This window comes from Geodermatophilus saharensis (genome assembly GCF_900188205.1).
Classification (GTDB): Bacteria; Actinomycetota; Actinomycetes; order Mycobacteriales; family Geodermatophilaceae; genus Geodermatophilus; species Geodermatophilus saharensis.
Window position 1 is genome coordinate 184,655 of sequence record NZ_FZOH01000010.1, and the last position, 20,464, is coordinate 205,118.

The 20,464-nt window shown below is 74.9% G+C and carries 19 protein-coding genes and 2 tRNA genes; 12 read left to right on the forward strand and 9 right to left on the reverse strand.

The annotated features are described in order from the left end of the window. The first annotated feature begins 44 nt into the window (after nucleotides 1–44). From rfbB to galE, 5 genes are all read left to right on the forward strand, one after another. The gene (gene rfbB, locus CHC04_RS21015) at nucleotides 45–1,052 is read left to right on the forward strand and encodes a dTDP-glucose 4,6-dehydratase (RefSeq protein ID WP_245817583.1); all 1,008 of its coding nucleotides are present in this window, start codon (nucleotides 45–47) and stop codon (nucleotides 1,050–1,052) included. Then, nucleotides 1,049–1,894: an SDR family oxidoreductase gene (locus tag CHC04_RS21020; protein WP_176450131.1), complete on the forward strand. Its 846-nt coding sequence runs from the start codon at nucleotides 1,049–1,051 to the stop codon at nucleotides 1,892–1,894. Before rfbB ends, CHC04_RS21020 begins: the two co-directional genes overlap by 4 nt. Before the next feature lie 42 nt (nucleotides 1,895–1,936). Next, entirely contained in the window at nucleotides 1,937–2,083 is a 147-nt protein-coding gene (locus CHC04_RS24370) for a hypothetical protein (protein ID WP_176450111.1), read from the forward strand. Between the two features lie 90 nt (nucleotides 2,084–2,173). Further along, entirely contained in the window at nucleotides 2,174–3,496 is a 1,323-nt protein-coding gene (locus CHC04_RS21025; protein ID WP_089405895.1) for a UDP-glucose dehydrogenase family protein, read from the forward strand. A gap of 120 nt (nucleotides 3,497–3,616) precedes the next feature. Beyond that, nucleotides 3,617–4,600: a UDP-glucose 4-epimerase GalE gene (gene galE / locus CHC04_RS21030; RefSeq protein WP_089405896.1), complete on the forward strand. Its 984-nt coding sequence runs from the start codon at nucleotides 3,617–3,619 to the stop codon at nucleotides 4,598–4,600. 7 nt (nucleotides 4,601–4,607) lie between these two features. On the opposite strand, the gene CHC04_RS21035 is transcribed toward galE, so the two are convergent. The 5 genes from CHC04_RS21035 to CHC04_RS21060 form a co-directional block, all read right to left on the reverse strand. Next, nucleotides 4,608–5,684 carry a putative glycoside hydrolase gene (locus tag CHC04_RS21035; RefSeq protein ID WP_089405897.1) on the reverse strand — a complete coding sequence of 359 codons (1,077 nt, stop codon included), beginning with the start codon at nucleotides 5,682–5,684 and terminating at the stop codon, nucleotides 4,608–4,610. A 40-nt stretch (nucleotides 5,685–5,724) separates the two neighbouring features. Beyond that, nucleotides 5,725–7,443, reverse strand: coding sequence for a DUF4832 domain-containing protein (locus tag CHC04_RS21040; RefSeq protein WP_141233876.1), 1,719 nt, complete (start codon nucleotides 7,441–7,443; stop codon nucleotides 5,725–5,727). A 194-nt stretch (nucleotides 7,444–7,637) separates the two neighbouring features. Continuing rightward, on the reverse strand, nucleotides 7,638–7,871 hold the full coding sequence (locus CHC04_RS21050; protein WP_089405900.1) for a hypothetical protein: 234 nt from the start codon (nucleotides 7,869–7,871) through the stop codon (nucleotides 7,638–7,640). Nucleotides 7,872–7,941: 70 nt separating this feature from the next. Further along, nucleotides 7,942–9,678: a GT4 family glycosyltransferase PelF gene (pelF, locus tag CHC04_RS21055; protein ID WP_089405901.1), complete on the reverse strand. Its 1,737-nt coding sequence runs from the start codon at nucleotides 9,676–9,678 to the stop codon at nucleotides 7,942–7,944. Between the two features lie 77 nt (nucleotides 9,679–9,755). After that, complete coding sequence (locus CHC04_RS21060; protein ID WP_089405902.1) at nucleotides 9,756–11,198, reverse strand: hypothetical protein; 1,443 nt, start codon at nucleotides 11,196–11,198, stop codon at nucleotides 9,756–9,758. A gap of 371 nt (nucleotides 11,199–11,569) precedes the next feature. Between CHC04_RS21060 and CHC04_RS21065 the strand changes: the two genes are divergently transcribed. Next, nucleotides 11,570–12,418: a hypothetical protein gene (locus CHC04_RS21065; protein WP_089405903.1), complete on the forward strand. Its 849-nt coding sequence runs from the start codon at nucleotides 11,570–11,572 to the stop codon at nucleotides 12,416–12,418. 9 nt (nucleotides 12,419–12,427) lie between these two features. Continuing rightward, nucleotides 12,428–13,486, forward strand: coding sequence for an alpha-hydroxy acid oxidase (locus CHC04_RS21070; RefSeq protein WP_245817585.1), 1,059 nt, complete (start codon nucleotides 12,428–12,430; stop codon nucleotides 13,484–13,486). Here CHC04_RS21070 and CHC04_RS21075 read toward each other — a convergent pair. From CHC04_RS21075 to CHC04_RS21090, 4 genes are all read right to left on the reverse strand, one after another. Beyond that, the gene (locus CHC04_RS21075; protein WP_089405950.1) at nucleotides 13,483–14,535 is read right to left on the reverse strand and encodes a PHP domain-containing protein; all 1,053 of its coding nucleotides are present in this window, start codon (nucleotides 14,533–14,535) and stop codon (nucleotides 13,483–13,485) included. The genes CHC04_RS21070 and CHC04_RS21075 overlap by 4 nt on opposite strands. Further along, nucleotides 14,532–15,080 carry a DoxX family protein gene (locus CHC04_RS21080; RefSeq protein WP_089405904.1) on the reverse strand — a complete coding sequence of 183 codons (549 nt, stop codon included), beginning with the start codon at nucleotides 15,078–15,080 and terminating at the stop codon, nucleotides 14,532–14,534. Before CHC04_RS21080 ends, CHC04_RS21075 begins: the two co-directional genes overlap by 4 nt. 130 nt (nucleotides 15,081–15,210) lie before the next feature. Next, entirely contained in the window at nucleotides 15,211–16,653 is a 1,443-nt protein-coding gene (locus CHC04_RS21085) for a bifunctional phosphatase PAP2/diacylglycerol kinase family protein (RefSeq protein WP_089405905.1), read from the reverse strand. A gap of 36 nt (nucleotides 16,654–16,689) precedes the next feature. Then, on the reverse strand, nucleotides 16,690–17,223 hold the full coding sequence (locus tag CHC04_RS21090; RefSeq protein WP_089405906.1) for a CGNR zinc finger domain-containing protein: 534 nt from the start codon (nucleotides 17,221–17,223) through the stop codon (nucleotides 16,690–16,692). A gap of 118 nt (nucleotides 17,224–17,341) precedes the next feature. Here CHC04_RS21090 and CHC04_RS21095 point away from each other — a divergent pair, with 118 nt between their 5' ends. The 5 genes from CHC04_RS21095 (at nucleotide 17,342) to CHC04_RS21115 (ending at nucleotide 20,386) form a co-directional block, all read left to right on the forward strand. After that, complete coding sequence (locus CHC04_RS21095; protein WP_089405907.1) at nucleotides 17,342–18,544, forward strand: MFS transporter; 1,203 nt, start codon at nucleotides 17,342–17,344, stop codon at nucleotides 18,542–18,544. 96 nt (nucleotides 18,545–18,640) lie between these two features. Further along, a tRNA-Ser gene (locus CHC04_RS21100) sits at nucleotides 18,641–18,729 on the forward strand. Nucleotides 18,730–18,750: 21 nt separating this feature from the next. Further along, nucleotides 18,751–18,823: transfer RNA gene (locus CHC04_RS21105), tRNA-Arg, on the forward strand. 241 nt (nucleotides 18,824–19,064) lie between these two features. After that, nucleotides 19,065–19,454: an SMR family transporter gene (locus CHC04_RS21110; RefSeq protein WP_089405908.1), complete on the forward strand. Its 390-nt coding sequence runs from the start codon at nucleotides 19,065–19,067 to the stop codon at nucleotides 19,452–19,454. Further along, nucleotides 19,451–20,386 (forward strand): NAD-dependent epimerase/dehydratase family protein, encoded by a 936-nt coding sequence (locus CHC04_RS21115; protein WP_089405909.1) that lies wholly within the window; start codon nucleotides 19,451–19,453, stop codon nucleotides 20,384–20,386. Before CHC04_RS21110 ends, CHC04_RS21115 begins: the two co-directional genes overlap by 4 nt. Nucleotides 20,387–20,464: the final 78 nt, after the last annotated feature.

Sequence of the window (20,464 nt, forward strand, 5' to 3'; positions counted from 1 at the left end):
GCGGCACACCGGGATCGGCCCGGGGTTCTGACACCCTGGCGTCCGTGAGCGAGATCCGTCGTCTGCTGGTGACCGGTGGGGCCGGCTTCATCGGTGCCAACTTCGTCCACCAGACCGTCGAGCGCTTCCCGCAGTACGAGGTGACCGTCCTCGACGCGCTCACCTACGCGGGCAACGAGGCCTCGCTGGCCGGCGTCCGGGAGGCGATCACCTTCGTCCACGGCTCGGTCACCGACGCCGCGCTCGTCGCCGACCTGGTCCGCACCAGCGACGCCGTCGTCCACTTCGCCGCCGAGAGCCACAACGACAACTCACTGGCCGACCCCGCGCCGTTCCTGCAGACCAACGTCGTCGGCACCTACACGCTGCTGGAGGCGGTGCGCCGGCACGACGTCCGCTACCACCACGTCTCCACCGACGAGGTCTACGGCGACCTCGAGCTCGACGACCCGCACCGGTTCACCCCCGAGACGCCGTACAACCCCTCGAGCCCCTACTCGTCGACGAAGGCCGCCTCCGACCTGCTGGTGCGCGCCTGGGTGCGCTCCTACGGCGTGCGGGCGACCATCTCCAACTGCTCGAACAACTACGGCCCGTACCAGCACGTCGAGAAGTTCATCCCGCGGCAGATCACCAACGTGCTCGACGGCCGGCGGCCCCGGCTCTACGGCGCCGGGCACAACGTCCGCGACTGGATCCACGTCGACGACCACAACACCGCGGTGCACGACGTCCTCGCGCGCGGCCGCACCGGCTCCACCTACCTGATCGGTGCCGACGGCGAGGTGGACAACCGCACCGTGCTGGCCACGATCCTCGAGCTGATGGGCCAGCCGGCCGACGCCTTCGACTCGGTCACCGACCGGGCCGGGCACGACCTGCGCTACGCCATCGACGCGACCAGGCTGCGCGAGGAGCTGGGCTGGCGGCCCCGCTACACCGACTTCCGCGAGGGGCTGGCCGCCACCATCGCCTGGTACCGCGACAACGAGGACTGGTGGCGGCCGCTGAAGGACCGGGTCGAGGCGGCCTACGCGGCGCGCGGCCAGTGACGGCCGTCGTCCTCGGCGCGCGGGGGCAGGTCGGCCGGGCGCTGACCCGTCGGTTCCCCGACGCGCGGGCCCTCGACCGGACGGCGCTGGACCTCACCGATCCCGCCGCGGTCGCCGGCCACGACTGGACCGGGGTCGACCTGCTGCTCAACGCCGCCGCCTACACCCAGGTCGACGCCGCGCAGGACCCCGCCAACCGGCACCTCGTGCAGGCGGTCAACGTCGAGGCCGTGGGCGCCCTCGCCGGCGTCGCCCGCGACCGCGGGGCCACGCTCGTGCACTTCTCCAGCGAGTACGTCTTCGACGGGCGCGCCCGCGGCCCGATCCCCGAGGACGCCCCGGTCCGCCCGCTGAGCGTCTACGGGCAGAGCAAGGCCGACGGCGACCGGCTCGTCACCGCGCTCGACCGGCACCTGCTGCTGCGCACCACGTGGGTCGTGGGGGAGGGGCGCAACTTCGTGCGCACGATGGCCGACCTCGCCGACCGGGGCGTCAGCCCGGCCGTCGTCGACGACCAGGTCGGCCGGCTCACCTTCGCCGAGGACCTCGCCGCCGCCGTCGCCCACCTCGTCGAGCGCGGGGAGCCGGGCACCTACAACTGCACCTGCGGCGGGGAGCCGGCGTCCTGGGCCGACGTCGCCGAGGTGGTCTTCGCCGCCCGCGGCCGCGACCCCCGCGACGTCCGGCGGGTCAGCACCGCCGAGTACACCGCCGGCAGGGCCGGACTCGCGCCGCGGCCGCCCAACAGCGTCCTCGACCTCGTCCGGCTCGAGGCCACCGGCTTCCGGCCCCGCGACTGGCGGACCGCCCTCGACGCCTACCTGGCCTCGCTGCCCCGCTGAGAGGCGTTCCGCCCGGCCCTCCGGTCGGGCACCATGCACCGCGTGTCCCTGGTCCCGCCGGCCGAGCCCCCGGGCCCGGGCGCGCGGCGGCGCTGGCACCGGCACCGGTTCCGCTGGGTCGGGGAGGACGCCTTCAGCGGCGCCAGCCTCTACGCCTGCCGGTGCGGTGTCGTGCGGCCCGCGCCCTGACCGCGGTCACCCGACCCGGCCTTCCCCGGGCGCCCCGTCCGGTGTCGTGGTGCACTTCGGTGTCGAAGTGTCGGGCACGGAGGAGCGGGGATGCGCATCTCGGTCATCGGCTGCGGTTACCTGGGCGCCGTCCACGCAGCGTCGATGGTCGAGCTCGGCCACGAGGTGGTCGGCATCGACGTCGACCAGCGCAAGGTGGCCGCGCTATGTGCGGGCCGGTCACCGTTCTACGAGCCCGGCTTCGACGAGCTGCTCCAGCACTCGCTGGGGTCGGGACGGCTGTCGTTCTCGACCGACGTCGCCGACGCGGCGGGGTCACGGGTCCACTTCCTGTGCGTCGGCACCCCGCAGAAGCACGGTGAGTACGCCGCGGACATGCGGTTCGTGGAGGCGGCCGTCGAGTCGCTGCTGGAGGTGCTGCAGCCAGGCGATCTGGTAGCCGGCAAGTCGACGGTCCCGGTGGGGACGGCCGCGCAGCTGGCCGAGCTGGTGGCCGGCAAGGTCCCCGGCGCGCTGGTGGCCTGGAACCCGGAGTTCCTCCGCGAGGGGTTCGCCGTCCGCGACACCCTCCACCCCGACCGGCTGGTCTACGGCCTGCCCGCTGACCCTGCCGACGCGGCCACCGCCGAGGCCCTCCTCGACGAGGTCTACGCCCCGATCGTGGCCCGCGGGACGCCGAAGGTGACCACCGACCACGCCACCGCCGAGATGGTGAAGACCGCCGCCAACTCCTTCCTGGCCACCAAGATCTCCTTCATCAACGCCATGGCGGAGCTGTGCGAGGCCACCGGTGCCGACGTCAAGCAGCTGGCCGACGCGATCGGCTACGACGAGCGGATCGGGCGGCGGTTCCTCAACGCCGGCCTCGGGTTCGGCGGCGGTTGCCTGCCCAAGGACATCCGCGCGTTCATGGCCCGCGCCGGCGAGCTGGGTGCCGACCAGGCGCTGACGTTCCTGCGCGAGGTCGACAACATCAACATGCGCCGCCGCATCCGCATGGTCGAGCTGGCCCGCGAGGTGCTCGACGGCTCGCTGCTGGGCAAGCGGGTGGCGGTGCTGGGGGCGGCGTTCAAGCCCGACTCCGACGACATCCGCGACTCCCCGGCGCTCAACGTCGCCGCGCAGCTGCAGCTGCAGGGCGCGGTGGTGTGCGTGACCGATCCCGCCGCGGTGGACAACAGCCGCCGGGAGTGGCCGCACCTGGACTTCGCCGCGACACCGGAGGAGGCCGCCGAGCGCGCCGACGCCGTCCTGGTGCTCACCGAGTGGCGGCAGTACCGCGAGCTCGATCCGGTGGCCTTCGGCGCGGTGGTGCGCCAGAAGCGGGTGCTCGACGGCCGCAACGCCCTGGACCGGGAGGCCTGGACCGCCGCCGGTTGGACCTACCGCGCCCTGGGCCGCCGGGCGAGCTGACGAAGGACCCCCGTGCCCCCCACTGCTCGCAGGCTCGCAGCGGGACCCTGCACGGGGGCCGTTCCAGCGCCTCACCTGACCGGCCGGGGGCCGGGGAGCGGCGGAGCCTAGGCTCGGTCGGTGACCTGGCTCGTGACCGGCGGCGCCGGCTACATCGGTTCCCACGTCGTCGCGGCCATGCGGGCGGCCGGGGAGTCCGTCGTCGTCCTCGACGACCTGTCCACCGGCGACGCCGACCGCGTCCCCGGAACCCCGCTCGTCGTCGGCAGCGTGCTCGACGGCGACCTGGTGGCGCGGACCCTGCGCGAGCACGGCGTCACCGGGGTGGTGCACGTCGCGGCGAAGAAGCAGGTCGAGGAGTCGGTGCGCCTCCCGCTGCTGTACTACCGGGAGAACGTCGAGGGTCTGCGGGTGCTCCTCGAGCAGGCCGTGACGGCCGGCGTGGCCGACCTGGTCTTCTCCTCCAGCGCGGCGGTCTACGGCATGCCCGACACCGACCTGGTCGGCGAGGACACCGAGTGCCGGCCGCTGAACCCCTACGGCACCACCAAGCTCGTCGGCGAGCGGATGATCGCCGAGGTCGCCGCGGCCACCGGCCTGCGCTACGCCAACCTGCGCTACTTCAACGTCGCCGGCACCGCCGACCCCGCGCTCACCGACCGCGGCGCGTCCAACCTGGTGCCGATGGTCTTCCAGCGGCTGGCCGACCGGCAGGCCCCGCTCGTGTTCGGTGACACCTATCCGACGCCGGACGGCACCTGCATCCGCGACTTCGTGCACGTCGCCGACATCGCCACCGCGCACGTCGCCGCCGCCCGGGCGCTGGCCGGGGGGAGCGTGCGCGCGCTGACGGCGAACATCGGCCGCGGCGAGGGCGTCTCGGTGCGGCAGGTGGTCGACACCGTCCGCGCGGTCACCCGGACGGCGGGCGAGGCGTGGGCCGAGCCGGTCGTCGTCCCGCCGCGCGCCGGCGACCCCGCCCGGGTGGTCGCCGCGGCCGACACCATCCGCGCCGTCCTCGGGTGGGAGGCCCGCCACGACCTGCACGACATGGTCGCCTCGGCGTGGGCCGGCTGGACGGCGACCCGCGCCGCGGCGGTCTGAGCGGCGCTCAGCGCCGGTAGACGACGCCCTCGTGCGGCTGCAGGGTCACCTTCGCCGGCGCGGGCTCCCCGTCGGCGGACCGCAGCCCCGGCGGCACGGACAGGGTGACCTTGCGCCGCTTGCTCTCGTTGAGGTTCACGCCCGCCCAGCCGTCGGTGAACTCCCGGGACCAGGCGTGGCCCTTCTGCTGCGGGCCGCCGACGGGGGTGCCGAGGTCCCACTCCAGCTCCGGGCGGAACGGCGTCCCGCTGTACCCGTCGTGGTCGGTGGCCGAGAAGCAGACCTGCTCGCCGGCGCCGAAGACGAGCACTGCCGCCAGCCCGTAGAGGAAGTTCGGGTGGTCGTCGCGGCCGTCGGTCGCCGTCCGCACGATGGTGATCCCGGGGCCGCCGAGCTCCTCCATCTGGGCGGTCGCGCTGGCGGGGTCGAGGTACCGGTCGGGTCCCCAGGCGAGGAAGACCTCCTCGAAGCCGCCGCCGTAGGCGGCGTGCCGGGCCCAGCGGCCCGGGTCGCGCCGTGACTCGGCGATGTTCGGCACGAGGACCTTGCCCATGCCGTTGAGGCGCTTGCCGGCCTCGGGCACGAACTGGTCCATCGTGCGGCGCAGGTCGGCCATCGTCCGGCCGCCCTCCAGCGGCGGCCGCAGCCCGTAGTAGTCGTCGAAGACGTCGTTGTCGGCCATGACGCCGTCCCAGGGGGTGTCCTCGAGGAAGTCGGCGACGTTGTCGCACCACCGCTCGCGGTAGTCCGGCTCCCACACCGCCATCTGCCAGTGCCCCGGGTAGGTGGCCCACTGGATGCGGCTGCCGTCCTCGCGGTGGGCGAACCACTCCTCGCCGGCCTCCTCGGCCTCCTCGAGGCTGACCCCGGAGGTGAAGACCGGCCCCTGCTCGAAGTCGCGCACCGAGGACAGGCACTTGTAGGCCAGCACCGTCATGTCCGGCCGCTGCTCCTTGAGCCGGCCGGCGGCCTCGGTCTCCCAGGGCTGCAGGATCGCGGCCTGGTAGTGCTCGACGGCGAAGTCGAGCTGCTCGTCCGACAGGGGGTCCTGGTAGCGGATCCAGGCGCCACGACGGGTGACCATGGGCCCAGCCTGTCACGGCCCCGGAGCGCCGCCGCCGGGGTCAGCCGACCGTGAGGGTGTGCCGCAGGTCGTTGCGGCCGGTGGCCGGGTCCCACAGCCCCTGGTTGGCCAGCCGGACGGCGTAGGCCGGGTCGCCGGCCAGCGACGGCGCGTCGTCGGGCAGGGCGAGGGCGAGCGGCCAGGCGCCCGCCGTGGTGGGCACCGGCACGTCGACGCGGAAGGTGCGCGTCGTCCCCGGCGCCAGCGACCGCACGTCGACGGCGACCGGGACGCCCACCGCCTGCGGGCCCGAGCCGAACACCAGCCGCACCGGCCGGTCGGACAGCGGGGCGGCGTAGCCGTCGTTGGCCAGCGTGAGCTCGACCTGCACGGTCTGGCCCGGGCGCGCCGTGGCGGGGAAGGCGCCCGACACCAGGCGCAGCCGGTAGCCCAGCGACCGCGCGGCCGTGCCGAGGCCGGCCTGGCCCCAGGAGTCGAGGACGCCGCGGTGGAAGTCGGCGTTGAGGAAGCTCCAGTGGTAGCGGGCCAGCTCGGTCGCGGCGGTGCTCCACTGCGACCGGGTGCCGTTGGTGCCGCAGGTCTCGCCGCCCACCGGCACCCGGGCCGACGCGGCGGCCAGCCAGGTGCGCTCCTCCGCCGTGGCGAAGGTGCCCATGTCGGTGTCGCTGGCCAGGAAGCAGTCGTTGTGCACGCCCACCCGGCGGGCGTCGGCGTCGTCCACCAGCCGCGAGACGATCGACGGGTAGCGCACCTGCACCCAGATGTCGGGCGACGTCGCGTCCAGGAGCGCGTCGAGGACCTGCCCGCGGCGGGCCCAGTCGGCGTCGGTGAGCGCCCACGGCCGGGCCGGGTCGGAGGCGTAGGAGTCGGAGTAGTACCACTCGCCCCAGCGCCCCACGAAGCCCGCCTGCAGCACCAGGACGACGTCGGAGGCGGCGTTGAGCACCGGTGCGAGCTGGCGGACGTGGCCCACCGCCCGGGCCGGCGGCGCGTCGCGGCCGTCGTCGGGGGAGTAGGCGAACCGGACGACGAGCTTGACGCCGGCCGCGCGGGCGGTGGCGAGGTCCGCGGCGACCTGGTCGAGGAACCGCTGGTCGATCGTGTCCCGGTCGACCAGCCCGCCCAGGTAGTAGACGCGGTAGACGACGGTCACGGCCTCGGCGGTGCGCCACGTGCGCAGCGTGGTGACGTCCAGCGGCGTGTGCGCGCTGCCGTCGGGGGACCAGCGGGACTCGGTGTAGTGCGTGAAGCCGCGCTCGGGGTTGGCGACGACCTCGTCGCTGGCCGCGTAGGAGACGGCGGTCAGCGGGCCCGACGCGGTGCCGGTCGCGGTGGCGGTGCCGGTCGTCGTGGTGCCGGTCGTCGTGGTGCCGGCGGTCGTGCTCGTCGTCGAGGCCGGTGCCGGTGCCGTCGTCGGCGTGCTGCTCACCGGCGCGGTGGTCCTCGGCGGGGTGGTGGTCGGTGCGGTGGTGGTCGGCGTCGGGGGGCGGACGCGCCCGGCGGTCAGGACGACGCCGGCGGTGCGGGCCGCGGTGCGGGCGCAGCTCGACCAGTCGCTGCAGCGGGCGGCGGCGCGCGCGGCGGCCGCCGACGTCGTCGCGCCGTCCGCCGGGGTGCCGGAGGGGGCCACGGTCACCAGCCCGGCCAGGAGGAGGGCGCCGAGCAGCAGCGCGGGCCAGCGGAGGTGCCGGCCGCGCTCCCGCGGGGGCCGCGGGGTGCGGGACGGTGCCGAGGAGTCCGGGGACGTGTGCCTGCCCACGCTGGGCCTCTCCCGCCGCGGGGACCGCGGCTCGCCAGGGGACGACCGGCCACCCTCCCTGGGGAGCGGAACGGGTCCGGGCACGTCCGTGTGCGAGGAGTAGTCAAGCAACCACGAAGCGCTGCGTCCATCGATCGTGCGCAGCCGTCACACCCGTCACACGGGGACGGGGGACGGGGACCGCTGTCGCGTCCTCAGACCTCGAGCGGGGCGGCGGCCCGGTGCGGGACCGGCCGCGGTGCACGGGAGGGCAGCGCCGAGGCCTCGCGCCACCACTCGTCGGGGTCGGTCCACGGCCGCACCGGCTGTCGGGGGAGGGGCGGGGTCCAGGCCGGCGTCGGGCTCGCGGGCGGCACGGCGGGGCGGCGGCGGGCGGCCAGCAGCCAGGGGAGGACCAGCAGTGCGACGAGCAGGGACAGGGAGGCCACGGCGACTCCATCGGCACGTCCTGCGCGGTCCTTGACCGCGCACCCGTCGGCGCTGACGGGTGCGCGGATCCTAGGTGGCCGGACGCAGCCCGGGGAAGCCGGTGCGCGGCCTGCGGGCGCGCGGGACGACCTCGGTGCGCACCGGCGCCTCGGCCAGGACCGGCTCGACGACCGGCTCGAGGACCGGTGCGGCGCCGGCGCCGGGACCGCGGACCGCGGCCTGCTCCCGCGAGGGGAGGCCGCCGAGCTCGCGGTAGAGGTCGTTGTAGGCCCGCATCGCGTCGCTCAGCTGGAAGAAGTCCTCGACCCGGCCGCGGGCGTTGCGGGCGAACTCCGCGTACAGGGCGGGGTCCCTCATCACCCGGGTCAGCCCCTCGGTCAGCTGCTCGGCCATGTTGGGCGACTTGTGCAGCGGGTCGACGAGGATGCCGGCCGGCCCCCAGGTGTGCCCGGCCTCGGTGGTCAACGGGTCGTCGACGAGCTGGGCCATGCCACCGACCTCGGTGCCCACGGTCGGGATGCCGGCGGTCATCGCCTCGAGCACGACGATGGGCTGGCCCTCGTTGTAGCTCGGGAGGACGAGCAGGTCGTAGCTGCCGATCTCGGCCCGCACGTCGACCACCCCGCGGAAGGTGACGTGGTCGGACAGCCCCAGCCGCTCGACCTTCTCCACGCACGCCGCGTAGTACTCGGGGAAGTGGTCGGTGGGCCCCAGCGCGTCCAGGTGGAAGTCGGTCACCCCGCGCTGCAGCAGCATGTGCACGGTGTCGAGCAGGTCGAGCATGCCCTTGATGGGGACCAGCCGGGCGATGTAGGCCAGCCGCCAGGTGCGCTCGGCCGGCCCGCGGACGATCTCCTCGACGGCCCGCAGGCGCTGCTGGTAGGCCGGCTCGACGGCCGCCGGGACCATCCCGTTGGGGATGACCACGCTCTTCTCCACCGGCGCGCCCAGGTCGGCGGCCTCGGTGATCGCCTTGGGGTAGAGGTAGGTGATGACCTCCGCGCTGGGGTAGCAGAACCGCCCCATCTCGATCCACCACGTCATCCACGCCCGCTCCCGGGCCGGGACGTCGAAGGTGCGCCAGTCGGTGGCGGTGACCGGGAGCGCCATGTCCCGGTCGAGCATCAGGTTGACCGTGTCGCGGACGTAGAGGTTGTGCTCGGTCAGCAGGAAGCGGCCGCCGTTCTGCCGGGCCGCCGCCGCGCCCATGAGCGAGGCGTACCCGGTGGTGTGGGCGTGGTAGACCCGGGCGCGCGGCAGGTCGTTGCCGAGCACGGCGCAGGCGAGGGAGAAGAACTCGCGCATGAGCCAGAAGGTGTCCACCAGCGACAGCCCCAGGCCGGTGCAGCGCTGCTGGAGCACCTGCATGAACTCCTGGGTGCCGAGCAGGGCCCAGAGCGGGTACCGCCGCGTGCGGGGGTTCATCCCCTCGTCGTAGAGCGACCACACCGGCTCGGTCTCGCCGGCGACGATGCCCTCCAGCGCGTCGAACACCCGGTGCGCCAGCGCGGTCCGCGCCCGGCCGCGCATGCGCAGGTCGCCCGGCTTGAGGTCGCGGAAGTCCTCCTTGTGCTCGTCCATGCTCAGGTAGAGCGGGTGCACCCAGCGCACGTTGGACGGGACGCCGTAGAGGTCCTCGGTGGGGCTGCTGGAGTCCCAGGTGATGTGGATGATCCCGAAGGTCAGGTCCGGGTTCTCCACCACGATGTCGTGCACGACCGCGGAGACCCCACCCTTGAGGTACGGGTAGGTCGACTCCATGACGATCGCGACGTCGACGTCTTCGTGGGCCTGTCGGGTGTCCATCCGGACGGGTCTCCTCGTGCTCGGGCTCGGTGCGCGGAGGGGCGGGGGGAGGGAGCGGGCGCGCGGGGCGCCCTCGCTCACCAGGAGGTGGCGTGCCGCCAGAAGAGGCTGTACTCGGGCCGGCCCCAGTGCCGGGTGCAGTCGCGCACCGCGAGGGCCAGCAGCAGCAGCTCGACGCCGGCGAGGGCCAGGTAGACCGTCGTGCCGGACGGCAGCAGCGCGAACGCCGCGACGACGGCGGTCAGGTGCGCGGCGCCGATGACCTGGGCGACCCGCTGCTGGCCGACGTAGTCGAGCTTGTAGGAGACGACCGTCGTCATCATGAAGGCCCAGGAGGCCACGGCGACCGCGGCCGCGAGCGGGGCCGACCCGCGGTCCCACAGCACGACGCCGCCGGTGACCACGAGGGCGAGCGCGGCGCCGACGACGCCGGTCTTCACCACCCCGGACAGGATCGTGAGGGTCAGCCGGGACGAGTGGCGGTGCAGCCGCTCGAGCGGCTCGTCCTCCATCGCCGACCGCATGGTGGCGACCTCCCGGTCGAAGCGCGGCGCGAAGAGGACGAAGTAGGCGTTGTAGGCCAGGATCGCCGGCAGCAGGGCGAGGAAGACGACGTCGACGGCGAAGTCGCGGCCAGCGGCGAGCAGGAAGACGAACTTGTCCGCCCACAGGACCGCACCCAGCAGCAGGCCACGCACCAGGTCGGCGGCGACGTCGCGGCGGTCGAGGACCAGCGGGTCGGCCAGCTGCCGCACGTGGCGGCGCAGCGGGACGAGCAGCACGAGGATGCCGGCCAGGGGCGGCAGTGCCCAGACCGTGGGCGCGAGGAACAGGGCGACGGCGTAGGCGGTCCAGGCAGCGGCCCACAGCCCCCGGTGGTCGGGCCGGTTGGTGATCACCAGCAGCTGCACGAACAGCAGGTGCAGGACGGTGAGCACGAGGTAGGCGCCGAGGACCTGCAGCGGCCAGTCCAGCACCAGCTGCACGGGGACGGCGAAGAGCGCGACCACCGACAGCGAGCGCAGCGCGATCAGCGGCCACGCCCGGCAGAAGCTGGCCAGCAGGGCGTCGCCGTCCTCGCGGTGCAGCGTGTCGCCGATGCCCCGGTAGAGCGGCATGCACACCGACTGGCTCAGCCACGGCACGGTCATCGACGACGCCAGCACCACGCTGGTCAGGCCGACACCGCCGATGCGGGCGCTGCTGATCTCGGTGTCGACCAGCGGGAAGACCGTGGTCAGCAGGAGCACCGGCGTCAGGTGGAGGACCAGCTGGCCGGCCGTGTACAGCGGCCCCCGGCGGCTGGTGCTCGGCCAGACGAGCGCCACGGCCCCCAGCAGCAGGACGGCGACGACGGTGGTGATGCCCGCGACGGCGCCGCGGTCGGACAGGGAGGGCAGCAACAGGGTGGCGCCCAGCAGCGCCGCGACGACCAGCACCCCGCCTGCGGGCGTGGTCCACCGGCGCTCGGGGAGCCGGTCGTGCCGGGTGTGCGGGCGCGCGGGTGTGGTGTCGAGCACGGTCGTTCCCCCTGGGTAGAGCTGTCGCCGGTCCTCGCCCGTCGGCGCTGACGCGGCGGCAGTGGGGAGTCTGGCACCGCGGTCGGTGCCGGAGAGTGACGGCGACACGGTCGGTGAACGCTCCGCGACGGGGGCCCTGCGGAGGGTGTCGGGCGCGCTTGGCGACGGCGGACCGTGTCGTCAAGCTCACAGTTCGACGGGCCGGACGGCCCTGGGCTTCTCCGAAGCCCCTCGTGTGCGCCGGACCACTGCGTGACGCTGAGTGATGAGCCCATGAGTCCCGGTGGCCAGAGTCGGCCCACCGGCCCCACCTGACCCGGTGGTGTGACCGGACGGTCACGTCCGGACCGGTTCCTGCCGATGATGCCTGCGTGTGGACGTGGATCGTCGGCGGGTTCGCCGCGTGGGTGGTCGTCGCCGTCGTCTTCGGCGTCGTCCTGGGACGGGGGATCCGGCTGGCCGACGAGCGGTCACCGGGCACCGGGGTCGAGCGGCCGCTGACCGCCGGGGCCGCGCGCCCGGTACGCCGCCGCGTGCCGCTGCCCCCGGTCGGGATCGCCCTCGCCTTCCTCGCCGTGGCCCTCGAGGCGGTCGGTTACGTGCTGCGGCTGCGCCGCACCAGCGGCCCGCTCGCGCACGCGCTGTCCATGGACGCCCCGTGGTCGCTGCCGCGCGTCTACGTCGCCGCGCTGTTTGCCGCCGCGGCGCTGGCCGCCGTCGCCGGTGCGGCGCGCAACCCCGGCCGGCGCACCTGGTGGCTCGCCGTCGGGGTGGTGACCGCCGGCATCGCGGCGGTCAAGGCCGGCAGCACCGTGCACATGACCGTCATGGCCGAGCTGGCCTCCCTCACGTCGCCCGCGGGGGCCGTCGCCCTCAGCGCGCTCGTCGCCGTCGCCGTGCTGGCCGTGCTGGCCGTGCTCAGCCGCGCCGACCGTCGTGACCGGCGCCGGGTGCTGACCGGCCTCGGTCTCTACGCGGTCGCCGCGGTCGGGCTCTCGGCGGTGTCGGGCGTGGTCGGCCAGCAGTGGGCGGCCATGGCCACGTTCGTGGAGGAGAGCGGCGAGGCGCTGGCCGGCGTCGCCGTGCTCGTCGCGGTCCTCGTCGGTGTCGCACCGCGCCTGGTGCTGCCCGCCGCGTGGCTGCGTCGCCGCGACGACGCGCTGTCGCTCGAGGCGCCGGTCGTGCGGCTGCCGGCCCCGCGGGACGAGGGCCGGCTCTAGTCTCGCCCGGTGCTCGCGCTGCTCGCCGACCTCCGGGAGCGGGCGCGCAGCGCGCTGCGGCCCGACGCCTGGGAGTACTACGAGGCCGGGGCCGGCGACGAGGTGACCGCCGGGGAGGCCGAGGCCGCCTGGCGCGACTTCCGGCTGCGCCCCCGCGTGCTGCGCGACGTCTCCCGCGTCGACCTCCGGACCCGCGCCCTCGGCGCCGACCTGGCCTCGCCGTTCGCCGTCGCGCCGATGGCGTTCCACGCGCTCGCCCACCCCGACGGCGAGTGCGCCACCGTGCGCGGCGCCGGTGACGCCGGCTGCCTGACCGTCGTCTCCACCCGCGCCTCCCGGCCGCTGGAGGACGTCGCTGCGGCGGCCCCCGGGCCCTGGTGGTTCCAGGCCTACGTCATGCGCGACCGCGGGCTGACCGAGGCGCTGGTCCAGCGCGCGGCGGCGGCCGGCGCCGGCGCCGTGGTGCTCACCGTCGACACACCCCACGTCGGCCGCAAGCAGCGGGTCGGCGGCGTGCGGATCGGCATCCCCGACGACGAGTACCTGGTCAACCTGGCCCGCCACCTGGTCCCCGGCGCGGTCGGGCGCGAGGCGGCCGAGCAGGACCCCTCCCTGACCCCCGACGTCATCGGCCGGCTCGCCGAGGTCGGCGGCCTGCCGGTCGTGGTCAAGGGCGTGCTGCGCGGTGACGAGGCGCTGCGCTGCGTGCAGGCCGGTGCCGCGGGGGTCGTGGTCTCCACCCACGGCGGGCGCCAGCTCGACCGGGCACTGCCGAGCGCGCACGCCCTGGCCGACGTCGTCGCCGCGGTCGGGGACCGGGTGCCGGTGCTGGTCGACGGCGGCGTCCGCAGCGGCACCGACGCGCTGGTCGCCCTCGCGCTGGGCGCGACCGCGGTGCTGGTGGGGCGGCCGGTGCTGTGGGCGCTGGCCGCCGGGGGAGCCGTCGCCGTCACCGAGGTGCTCGAGGAGCTGGCCGCCGACCTGCGGCACGTGCTGGCGCTGGCCGGGGCGACGTCACCGGCCGACCTCGACCCGGCCGTGGTGGTCCCGCGCCGGGTGGACCGCTAGGAGGCCGTCCACTCCAGCAGCTCGTCGGCGGTCCAGGTGTTGACCACCCGGTCGACGTCGACGCCGGTCTCGACGGCGCGCTCGCAGCCGTTGCCCTGCCAGTCGAGCTGGCCGGGGGCGTGCGCGTCGGTGTCGATGGCGAACTGGCAGCCCAGCTCGACGGCGAGCGCGAGCAGCCGCAGCGGCGGGTCCAGGCGCTCGGGCCGGGAGTTGATCTCGACGGCGGTGCCGTGCTCGACGCAGGCGGAGAACACGGCCTCGGCGTCGAAGGCGCTCTCCGGCCGCGGCCGCTGACGCCGCCCCTCCCGCTGCTCGCGCGGGATCAGCAGCCGCCCGGTGCAGTGGCCGAGCACGTCGGTGTGCGGGTTGGCGACGGCGCCGAGCATCCGCTCGGTCATCGCGGCGGACTCCGCGCGCAGGTCGGAGTGCACGCTGGCGACCACGACGTCGAGGCGGCCGAGCAGCTCGTCGGTCTGGTCGAGGCTGCCGTCGAGGTGGATGTCGCACTCGATGCCGGTGAGGATGCGGAACGGCGCGAGCTCCTCGTTGAGCGCGGCGACGACGTCGAGCTGGCGCTCGAGCCGCTCGGCGCTCAGCCCGTTGGCGACCGTCAGCCGCGGCGAGTGGTCGGTCAGCGCCACGTATTCGTGGCCGAGCGCGATCGCGGCCTCGGCCATCTCGCGGATGGGGCTGCCGCCGTCGGACCAGTCCGAGTGGGTGTGCAGGTCCCCGCGCAGGGCGCTGCAGAACTCGGCGACGTCGTCGGCGAGGGGCACCAGCTCGGTGGACGCCTCCTCGAGCCTCGCCAGGTACTCGGGGACCTCACCGGCGTGCGCCTGCACGATCGCGGCGCCGGTCTTGGGGCCGATGCCCCGCAGGTCGGTCAGCGTCCGCGTGCGGATCCGCCGGTCGAGCTCGCCCTCGGGCAGCGAGTCGACGACGGCGGCCGCGGTGCGGAACGCCGCGACCCGGTGCGTGGGCTCGCGGGCGCGCTCCAGGAGGAAGGCGATCCTCCGGAGCGCGGCCGCGGGCGGGAGGGGAGTGCTCAGCTGGTCGCCTTCCTCGCCTTCTTCTCGGCCTTCCGCTGCGCCTTGGCGGCGCGCCGGGCGGCCTTCTCGTAGCCGCGCTCGGTGCTGTCGGCGGCCCGCTTGGCCGCGCGACGGGCGCGGTAGCCCACCGACGGGCGGCCCTCGGTGTCGACGGCGGCGATCAGCAGCCCGCCGAGCAGCCCGAGGTTCTTGAGGAAGTTGGAGATCTGGCCGAAGCGCTCCTCGGGGTCCTCGTGCTCCCAGAAGCGGTGCCCGGCCAGCGTCGTCGGCACGATGCTGCCGGCCAGCGCGAGGGCGCTCAGCCGGGGGAGCTTGCCGAGGGCCAGCAGCGAGCCGGCGCCCACCTTGACGCCGGCGTCGATCCGCACCCACTGCTCGACGTCGCGCGGCACCTGCACCGGCAGCTGCTCGTCGGCGGTCCTGGTGATCGTCTCGACCACCGGCGCCGCACCCGGCACGCGGGTCTGCGGGTTGCGCAGCGTGTCGATGCCGCCGTAGACGAACGACGCGGCGAGCAGGGGCCGGGCGATCCGGCGGACCAACATGGAGGACCTCTTCCGTCGACGGGACTGGCTGCGTGCCCCTCGTCCGCGCAGCGGTGCGGGACACCCTGTTCGGGACCGTAGTGATCGACGCCCGTCCCCGCTCGGCGTGGCACCACCGCAGGGGCGGGGCTCAGGACGTGCGGTGGCAGTACACCGTCAGCGGCGCCCGCTTGCGGAAGGCGAACGTCGACGACGCCGCGCCCGTCTCCCCGTCGTAGGCCACCGGCTGCGCGCCGGACCACAGGTGCACGGTGATCTCGTCGGTGGCGAAGGAGGCGTAGCCGGAGCTGTGGTCGCTGACGCCCAGCAGCGCGCCGAGCACCGCGCGGGTGCGGCTGAACGGGAGGTCGGCGCGCAGGTACTGGACGTCGAGCACGCCGTCCTCCAGGCGGGGGCGCCACGCCGGCGCCAGCCCGCGCGGGGTGTAGCGGCAGTTGCCGACGAAGAGGATCCAGACGTCGACCGGGCGGCCGGCGAGCACCATCGACACCGGCGTCCCGGTGCGCAGCACCTGGGCGGCCGCGACCGCCGTGGCCAGCCACCGGCCCAGCCGGCCGGACAGCGCGTCGCGCCGCCGGACCACGTCGGGGTAGACGCCGATGCTCGCGGTGTTGAGGAACGGCGTGCCGTTGACCTCGGCGACGTCGACGGACACCGCCCGCCCGTCCTCCACCGCCCGGGCCGCCTCCCGCGGCGTCTCGACGCCGAGGTCGCGGGCGAAGTGGTTGAGCGTCCCGGACGGGACGACGGCCAGGGGCAGGCCGTGCTCGAGCGCCACGGCCGCGGCGGCCGCCACGCTGCCGTCGCCACCGGCCACGCCCAGGGCGCGTGCCCGCCCGGAGCGGGCCGCCTCCCGCAGCACCGCGGCGAGGTCGCCGCCCGGTGTCGCGCTGTGCACCTCGGCGGCCGGCAGCAGCCGGCGGACCTCCGCCGCGGGGTCGTGGCCCTCGGGCCCGGACCGCGGGTTGACCACCACGACCAGTCCCTCGCCGCCCGGCAGCGCGGGGGCCGACCGCGCCGGCCGCACCCGCGCCGGCTCGGTCGGCCGCACCGGCCACCACCGGCGCCCGGCCAGCGCCACCCCGGCCCCGATGGCCAGCCCCGAGACGACGTCGCCGGGGTAGTGCACGCCCACGTGCACCCGGGAGTAGCCGACCGCCAGGGCCAGGGGCCCGAGGGCCGCGCCGGCCAGCGGGCTCTCCATGGCCACACCGGTGGCGAAGGCGCCGGCGGAGGCGGAGTGGCCGCTGGGGAAGGAGAAGGTGTGCGGCGCCCGTCGCAGCCGGCGGTGGCCGGCCATGTTGGCGAGGTCGGGCCGCACCCGCCCGAACAGCCGCTTGAGGACGGCGTTGACCACGGTGCTGGCGATCGACAGCGAACCGATCCCGCGGACGGCGCCGCGCCGCAGCGGCCCGCGCCGCATCCCGAGCAGCAGCGCCAGGGCGAACCACAGCCGCCCGTGGTCGGCGGCCGTGCTCAGCCGGCGCAGCCACCGGTCGGCCGGGGACTCCGGCAGCGCTCCGATCGCCGCGTGGAGCCGGGCGTCCCAGTACCGCAGCCGCAGCGGGGTCACCCGCCGGACGTTACGGTCCCGTCGCGGCGGGCGGGACTAGGCCCTGCGGCGGGCCCGGTAGGCCGCGACCGACGACCGGCTGGCGCAGGTGTTGGAGCAGTACCGCCGGCTGGCGTTGCGCGAGGTGTCGACGTAGACGTCGTCGCAGCCCTCGGCCGAGCACACGCCCAGCCGCTGCCAGCCGTGCTGCACCACGACCTGCGACAGGCCCATCGCCACGGTGGTCGTCAGCTGCTCGAGCGCCGGGGCGTCGGGACGGGCGTAGTGCAGGTGCAGCTCGCCGTCGTGGTCGGTGGCGTAGGGGCGCGGCCGGGCCAGCGCGAGGAGCTCGTTGAGCCCGGCGAGGACCGCCTCCTGCGACTCGGCGACGGCGACGGCGCGGACCAGGTCGGCCGTCGCCGCGGCCCGGCGGGACTCCGCGGGGGAGAGGTCCAGGCCGGTCTCGGGCGTGAACCACTCCCCGTGGGCGCGCAGGAAGGCGCCGGCCCAGTCCGGATCGCCGTCGCGGTCGGTGTTGGCGAGGTCGATCGCCAGCTCCACCGCGTTCGACCCGTAGGTGTCGTAGTTCATATGACTCCCTACCGCCCGGTCGCTGACCGGTTGCTAACCTCGGGACTTCGTAGGGGGTCAACGGCGTTTGACTCCCTACTGTTCCGCTCTCAGCCTGCAAGTCGAAACGAGTTCTGTCGTGCGTGCGTACCTGTCCGTCTGGCGTCTGCCCTCCGCCCCCGTCCTGCTGCTCGCCGGCTTCGCCGGCCGGCTGCCCTCGGCGATGGTCCCGCTGGCGCTGCTGCTCATGGTGCAGCAGCAGACGGGTTCCTACGCCGTCGCCGGTCTCGCGTCGGCGACCTACGGCCTGGCGATGGCCGCCATGGCCCCCGTCCTCGGCCGGCTGGCCGACCGCCGCACGCCCCGCCCGGTCCTGCTGGCGCAGGCCGCGGCCTATCCGCTGCTGCTGGCGCTGCTGGTGCTCGCCGTCCTCGGCGGCGCGCCCACGCCGGCCGTCCTCGCCGCGTCCGCGGCCGCCGGTGCGGGGACGCCGCTGGTCTCCGGCACCGTCCGCGCGCTGTGGTCGCGGGTCGACCCGCGGGTGCGCACCACCGCCTTCGCCCTCGACGCCACCGCCACCGAGCTGGTGTTCGTGGCCGGGCCCACGGTCGTCGCCACGCTGGCCGTGCTGGCCGCCCCCGCCTGGGCGCTGTCCGTCGCCGGGACGCTGGCGACCACCGGCGCGCTGGCCATCGCCACGTCGACGGCGATGCGCGGCTGGGTGCCCGTGCCGGCCGCCGAGCGCACCAGCGCCTTCGCCACCGTGCTCACGCCCGGCATGCCGCGGGTCCTGGTGAGCGGCTCGGCGCTGATGCTCGGCTTCGGTGCGCTGGAGGTGGCCATCCCGGCGTTCGCCGACGAGGCCGGTTCCCCGGGCATGTCGGGCCTGCTGCTGGCGCTGTGGTCGCTCGGCTCGGTGGCCGGCGGCCTGTGGTTCGGCGCCCGCGTGGTCAGCGCCTCGCTGCCGCGGCAGTACCGGTGGCTGCTGCTCGGCGTCACCATCGGTCTCGCCCCGCTGGCCGCGGCGTCGAGCCCGTGGGTGCTCGGGGCGCTGCTGTTCCTCGGCGGGACGGCGATCGCCCCGACGCTGACGGTGCAGAGCTCGCTGGTCGGCGCGCTGGCGCCGGCCTCGGCCACCACCGAGGCGTTCACCTGGCTGTCGACCATGGCCACCGGGGCCTCGGCGCTGGGTGCGGCCCTCGGCGGCGCCCTCATCGACGGCCCGTCCGGGGTGACCGGCAGCCTCCTGCTCGCCGTGGCCGGCGCCGCCGCGGCCGTGCTGGTCACCCTGGTGCCCGGCCGTCCCGTGCCGGTGCGCCTGGCCGAGCGGGTGGCGGTCTGACCCGCGCTCCCGGCCCGGGGGACCCCCCGGGCTGGGAGCCCCGCCGCGGCCGCTGGTAGTCTCTCCGTCGGTGGTACCGGGGGAACTCGGACCCCGGGAGGCTTCGCCTAGTCCGGTCTATGGCGCCGCACTGCTAATGCGGTTTGGGTTCACCCCCATCCCGGGTTCAAATCCCGGAGCCTCCGCGCACGACAACTGCACAGTCCGCACCCGTAGCTCAACGGATAGAGCATCTGACTACGGATCAGAAGGTTAGGGGTTCGAATCCCTTCGGGTGCACGTCTGGTTGAGACAGCACAGCGGCCCCGCTCTCCCCGTGAGAGCGGGGCCGCGGTGTGTCCGGGCCCGGGTGCGCCGGAGCCCCGGGGCGAGCAGCGCCCTGCCCCACCCGCCCCGGGGGTAGAGGGATGCGTGTGGCCACGTGTGACCGGTGGGGACCCCGGCCCGGCGTGCCGACGCGGGGGTCCGGACCCGTCCGTCCCACCTGCCTATCGTGGGCGCGTTCAACGGAAGGTGTGACATGACTCCAGCGAGCTTCGGTCTCGTGCTGATCGGCGTCCTGCTCAACGCGGGAGCGCAACTCCTCATCAAGGCCGGCACCAACGCCCTGGGGACCCTGGTGTCCCCCGACGGTCCGGTCCAGACGGTCTTCCGGATCGTCTTCCAGCCCTACATCCTGGGCGGGCTGCTCTCCTACGTGGTCAGCGTCGCGGTGTGGATCGTGGTCCTCTCCCGCGTGCCGGTGAGCGTGGCCTACCCGATGCTCTCCATCGGCTACGTCGTCAACGCCGTCCTCGGCTACCTGCTCTTCCGGGAGGAACTGGGCGTGCTCAAGATCGTGGGGATCCTCGTCATCATCCTCGGCGTCATCCTCGTCGCCCGTCCCACCAGCGCCGCGGTCGTGCAGTGAGGGTCCTGGTCACCGGCGCCGCCGGCTTCCTCGCCCGCCCGCTGCTCGGCCGGCTCCGCGACGACGGCCACACCGTGGTCACCACCGACCGGGTCGGCGACGTCGACCACGTCGGCGACCTGGCCGACCCCGCGTTCACCGCCGGCCTGCCCGACGTCGACGCCGTCGTCCACGCCGCCGCCGTGCAGTACGTGTCGGCCGACCTCCCCCGCTTCGCGCAGCGGGAGTACTTCCGGCGGAACAACGTCGTCGCCACGGAGAACCTCGTCCGCCGCTACTCCGGCCGGGTCGGGCACTTCCTCAACGTCGGCACCAGCATGATGTACGACCAGACCGGGCTGCCGGTGTACGAGACCACCTCGCCGATGCGGGGCACCGGCGTCTACAGCCGCTCCAAGCTGGAGGCCTACCGCCTGGTCGAGGCCATGGACAACCCGACCGCGACGATGGTGCCCTGCATCATCGGCGGGGTCGGCCGCGAGGGCCTGTTCCGCGGCTTCGTCCAGTCGATGACCCAGCAGCGCCTGGCCATCATCCCCGGCACCGGCGGCCACGCGACCAACATGGTGCACGTCGAGGACGCCGCCGGCCTGCTCGCGCTCATCGTCAAGGAGCAGGCGACCGGCCTGTACAACGCCGCGAGCCCCGGCCCGCTGACCATCGACCAGTGGGTCGACGTCATCGAGGAGACCCTCGAGCTGCCGCGGGTGCGCCGGGTGCACGTCCCCTACCCGCTGATCAAGGCCGGCGCCGTGGCCACCCGCTACCGGGTCATCGCGGCCGAGCAGCTGCTCATGCTGGGTCAGGCGCACGTGCTGTCGATCGACACCTCGCTGGCGCTGGGCTGGAAGCCCGAGTACGACAACCGGCGTGCCGTGGCGGCGATCGCCCGCTACATCGCCGGCCGGCCGGAGGCCCCCGCCGCCGGCTGAGCCCGCTCTCCGCACACCGGGTCCGTCCTCTCCCAGGAGGGGGCGGACCCGGTGTGCGTCCGCGCGTCCGCCGCCGGT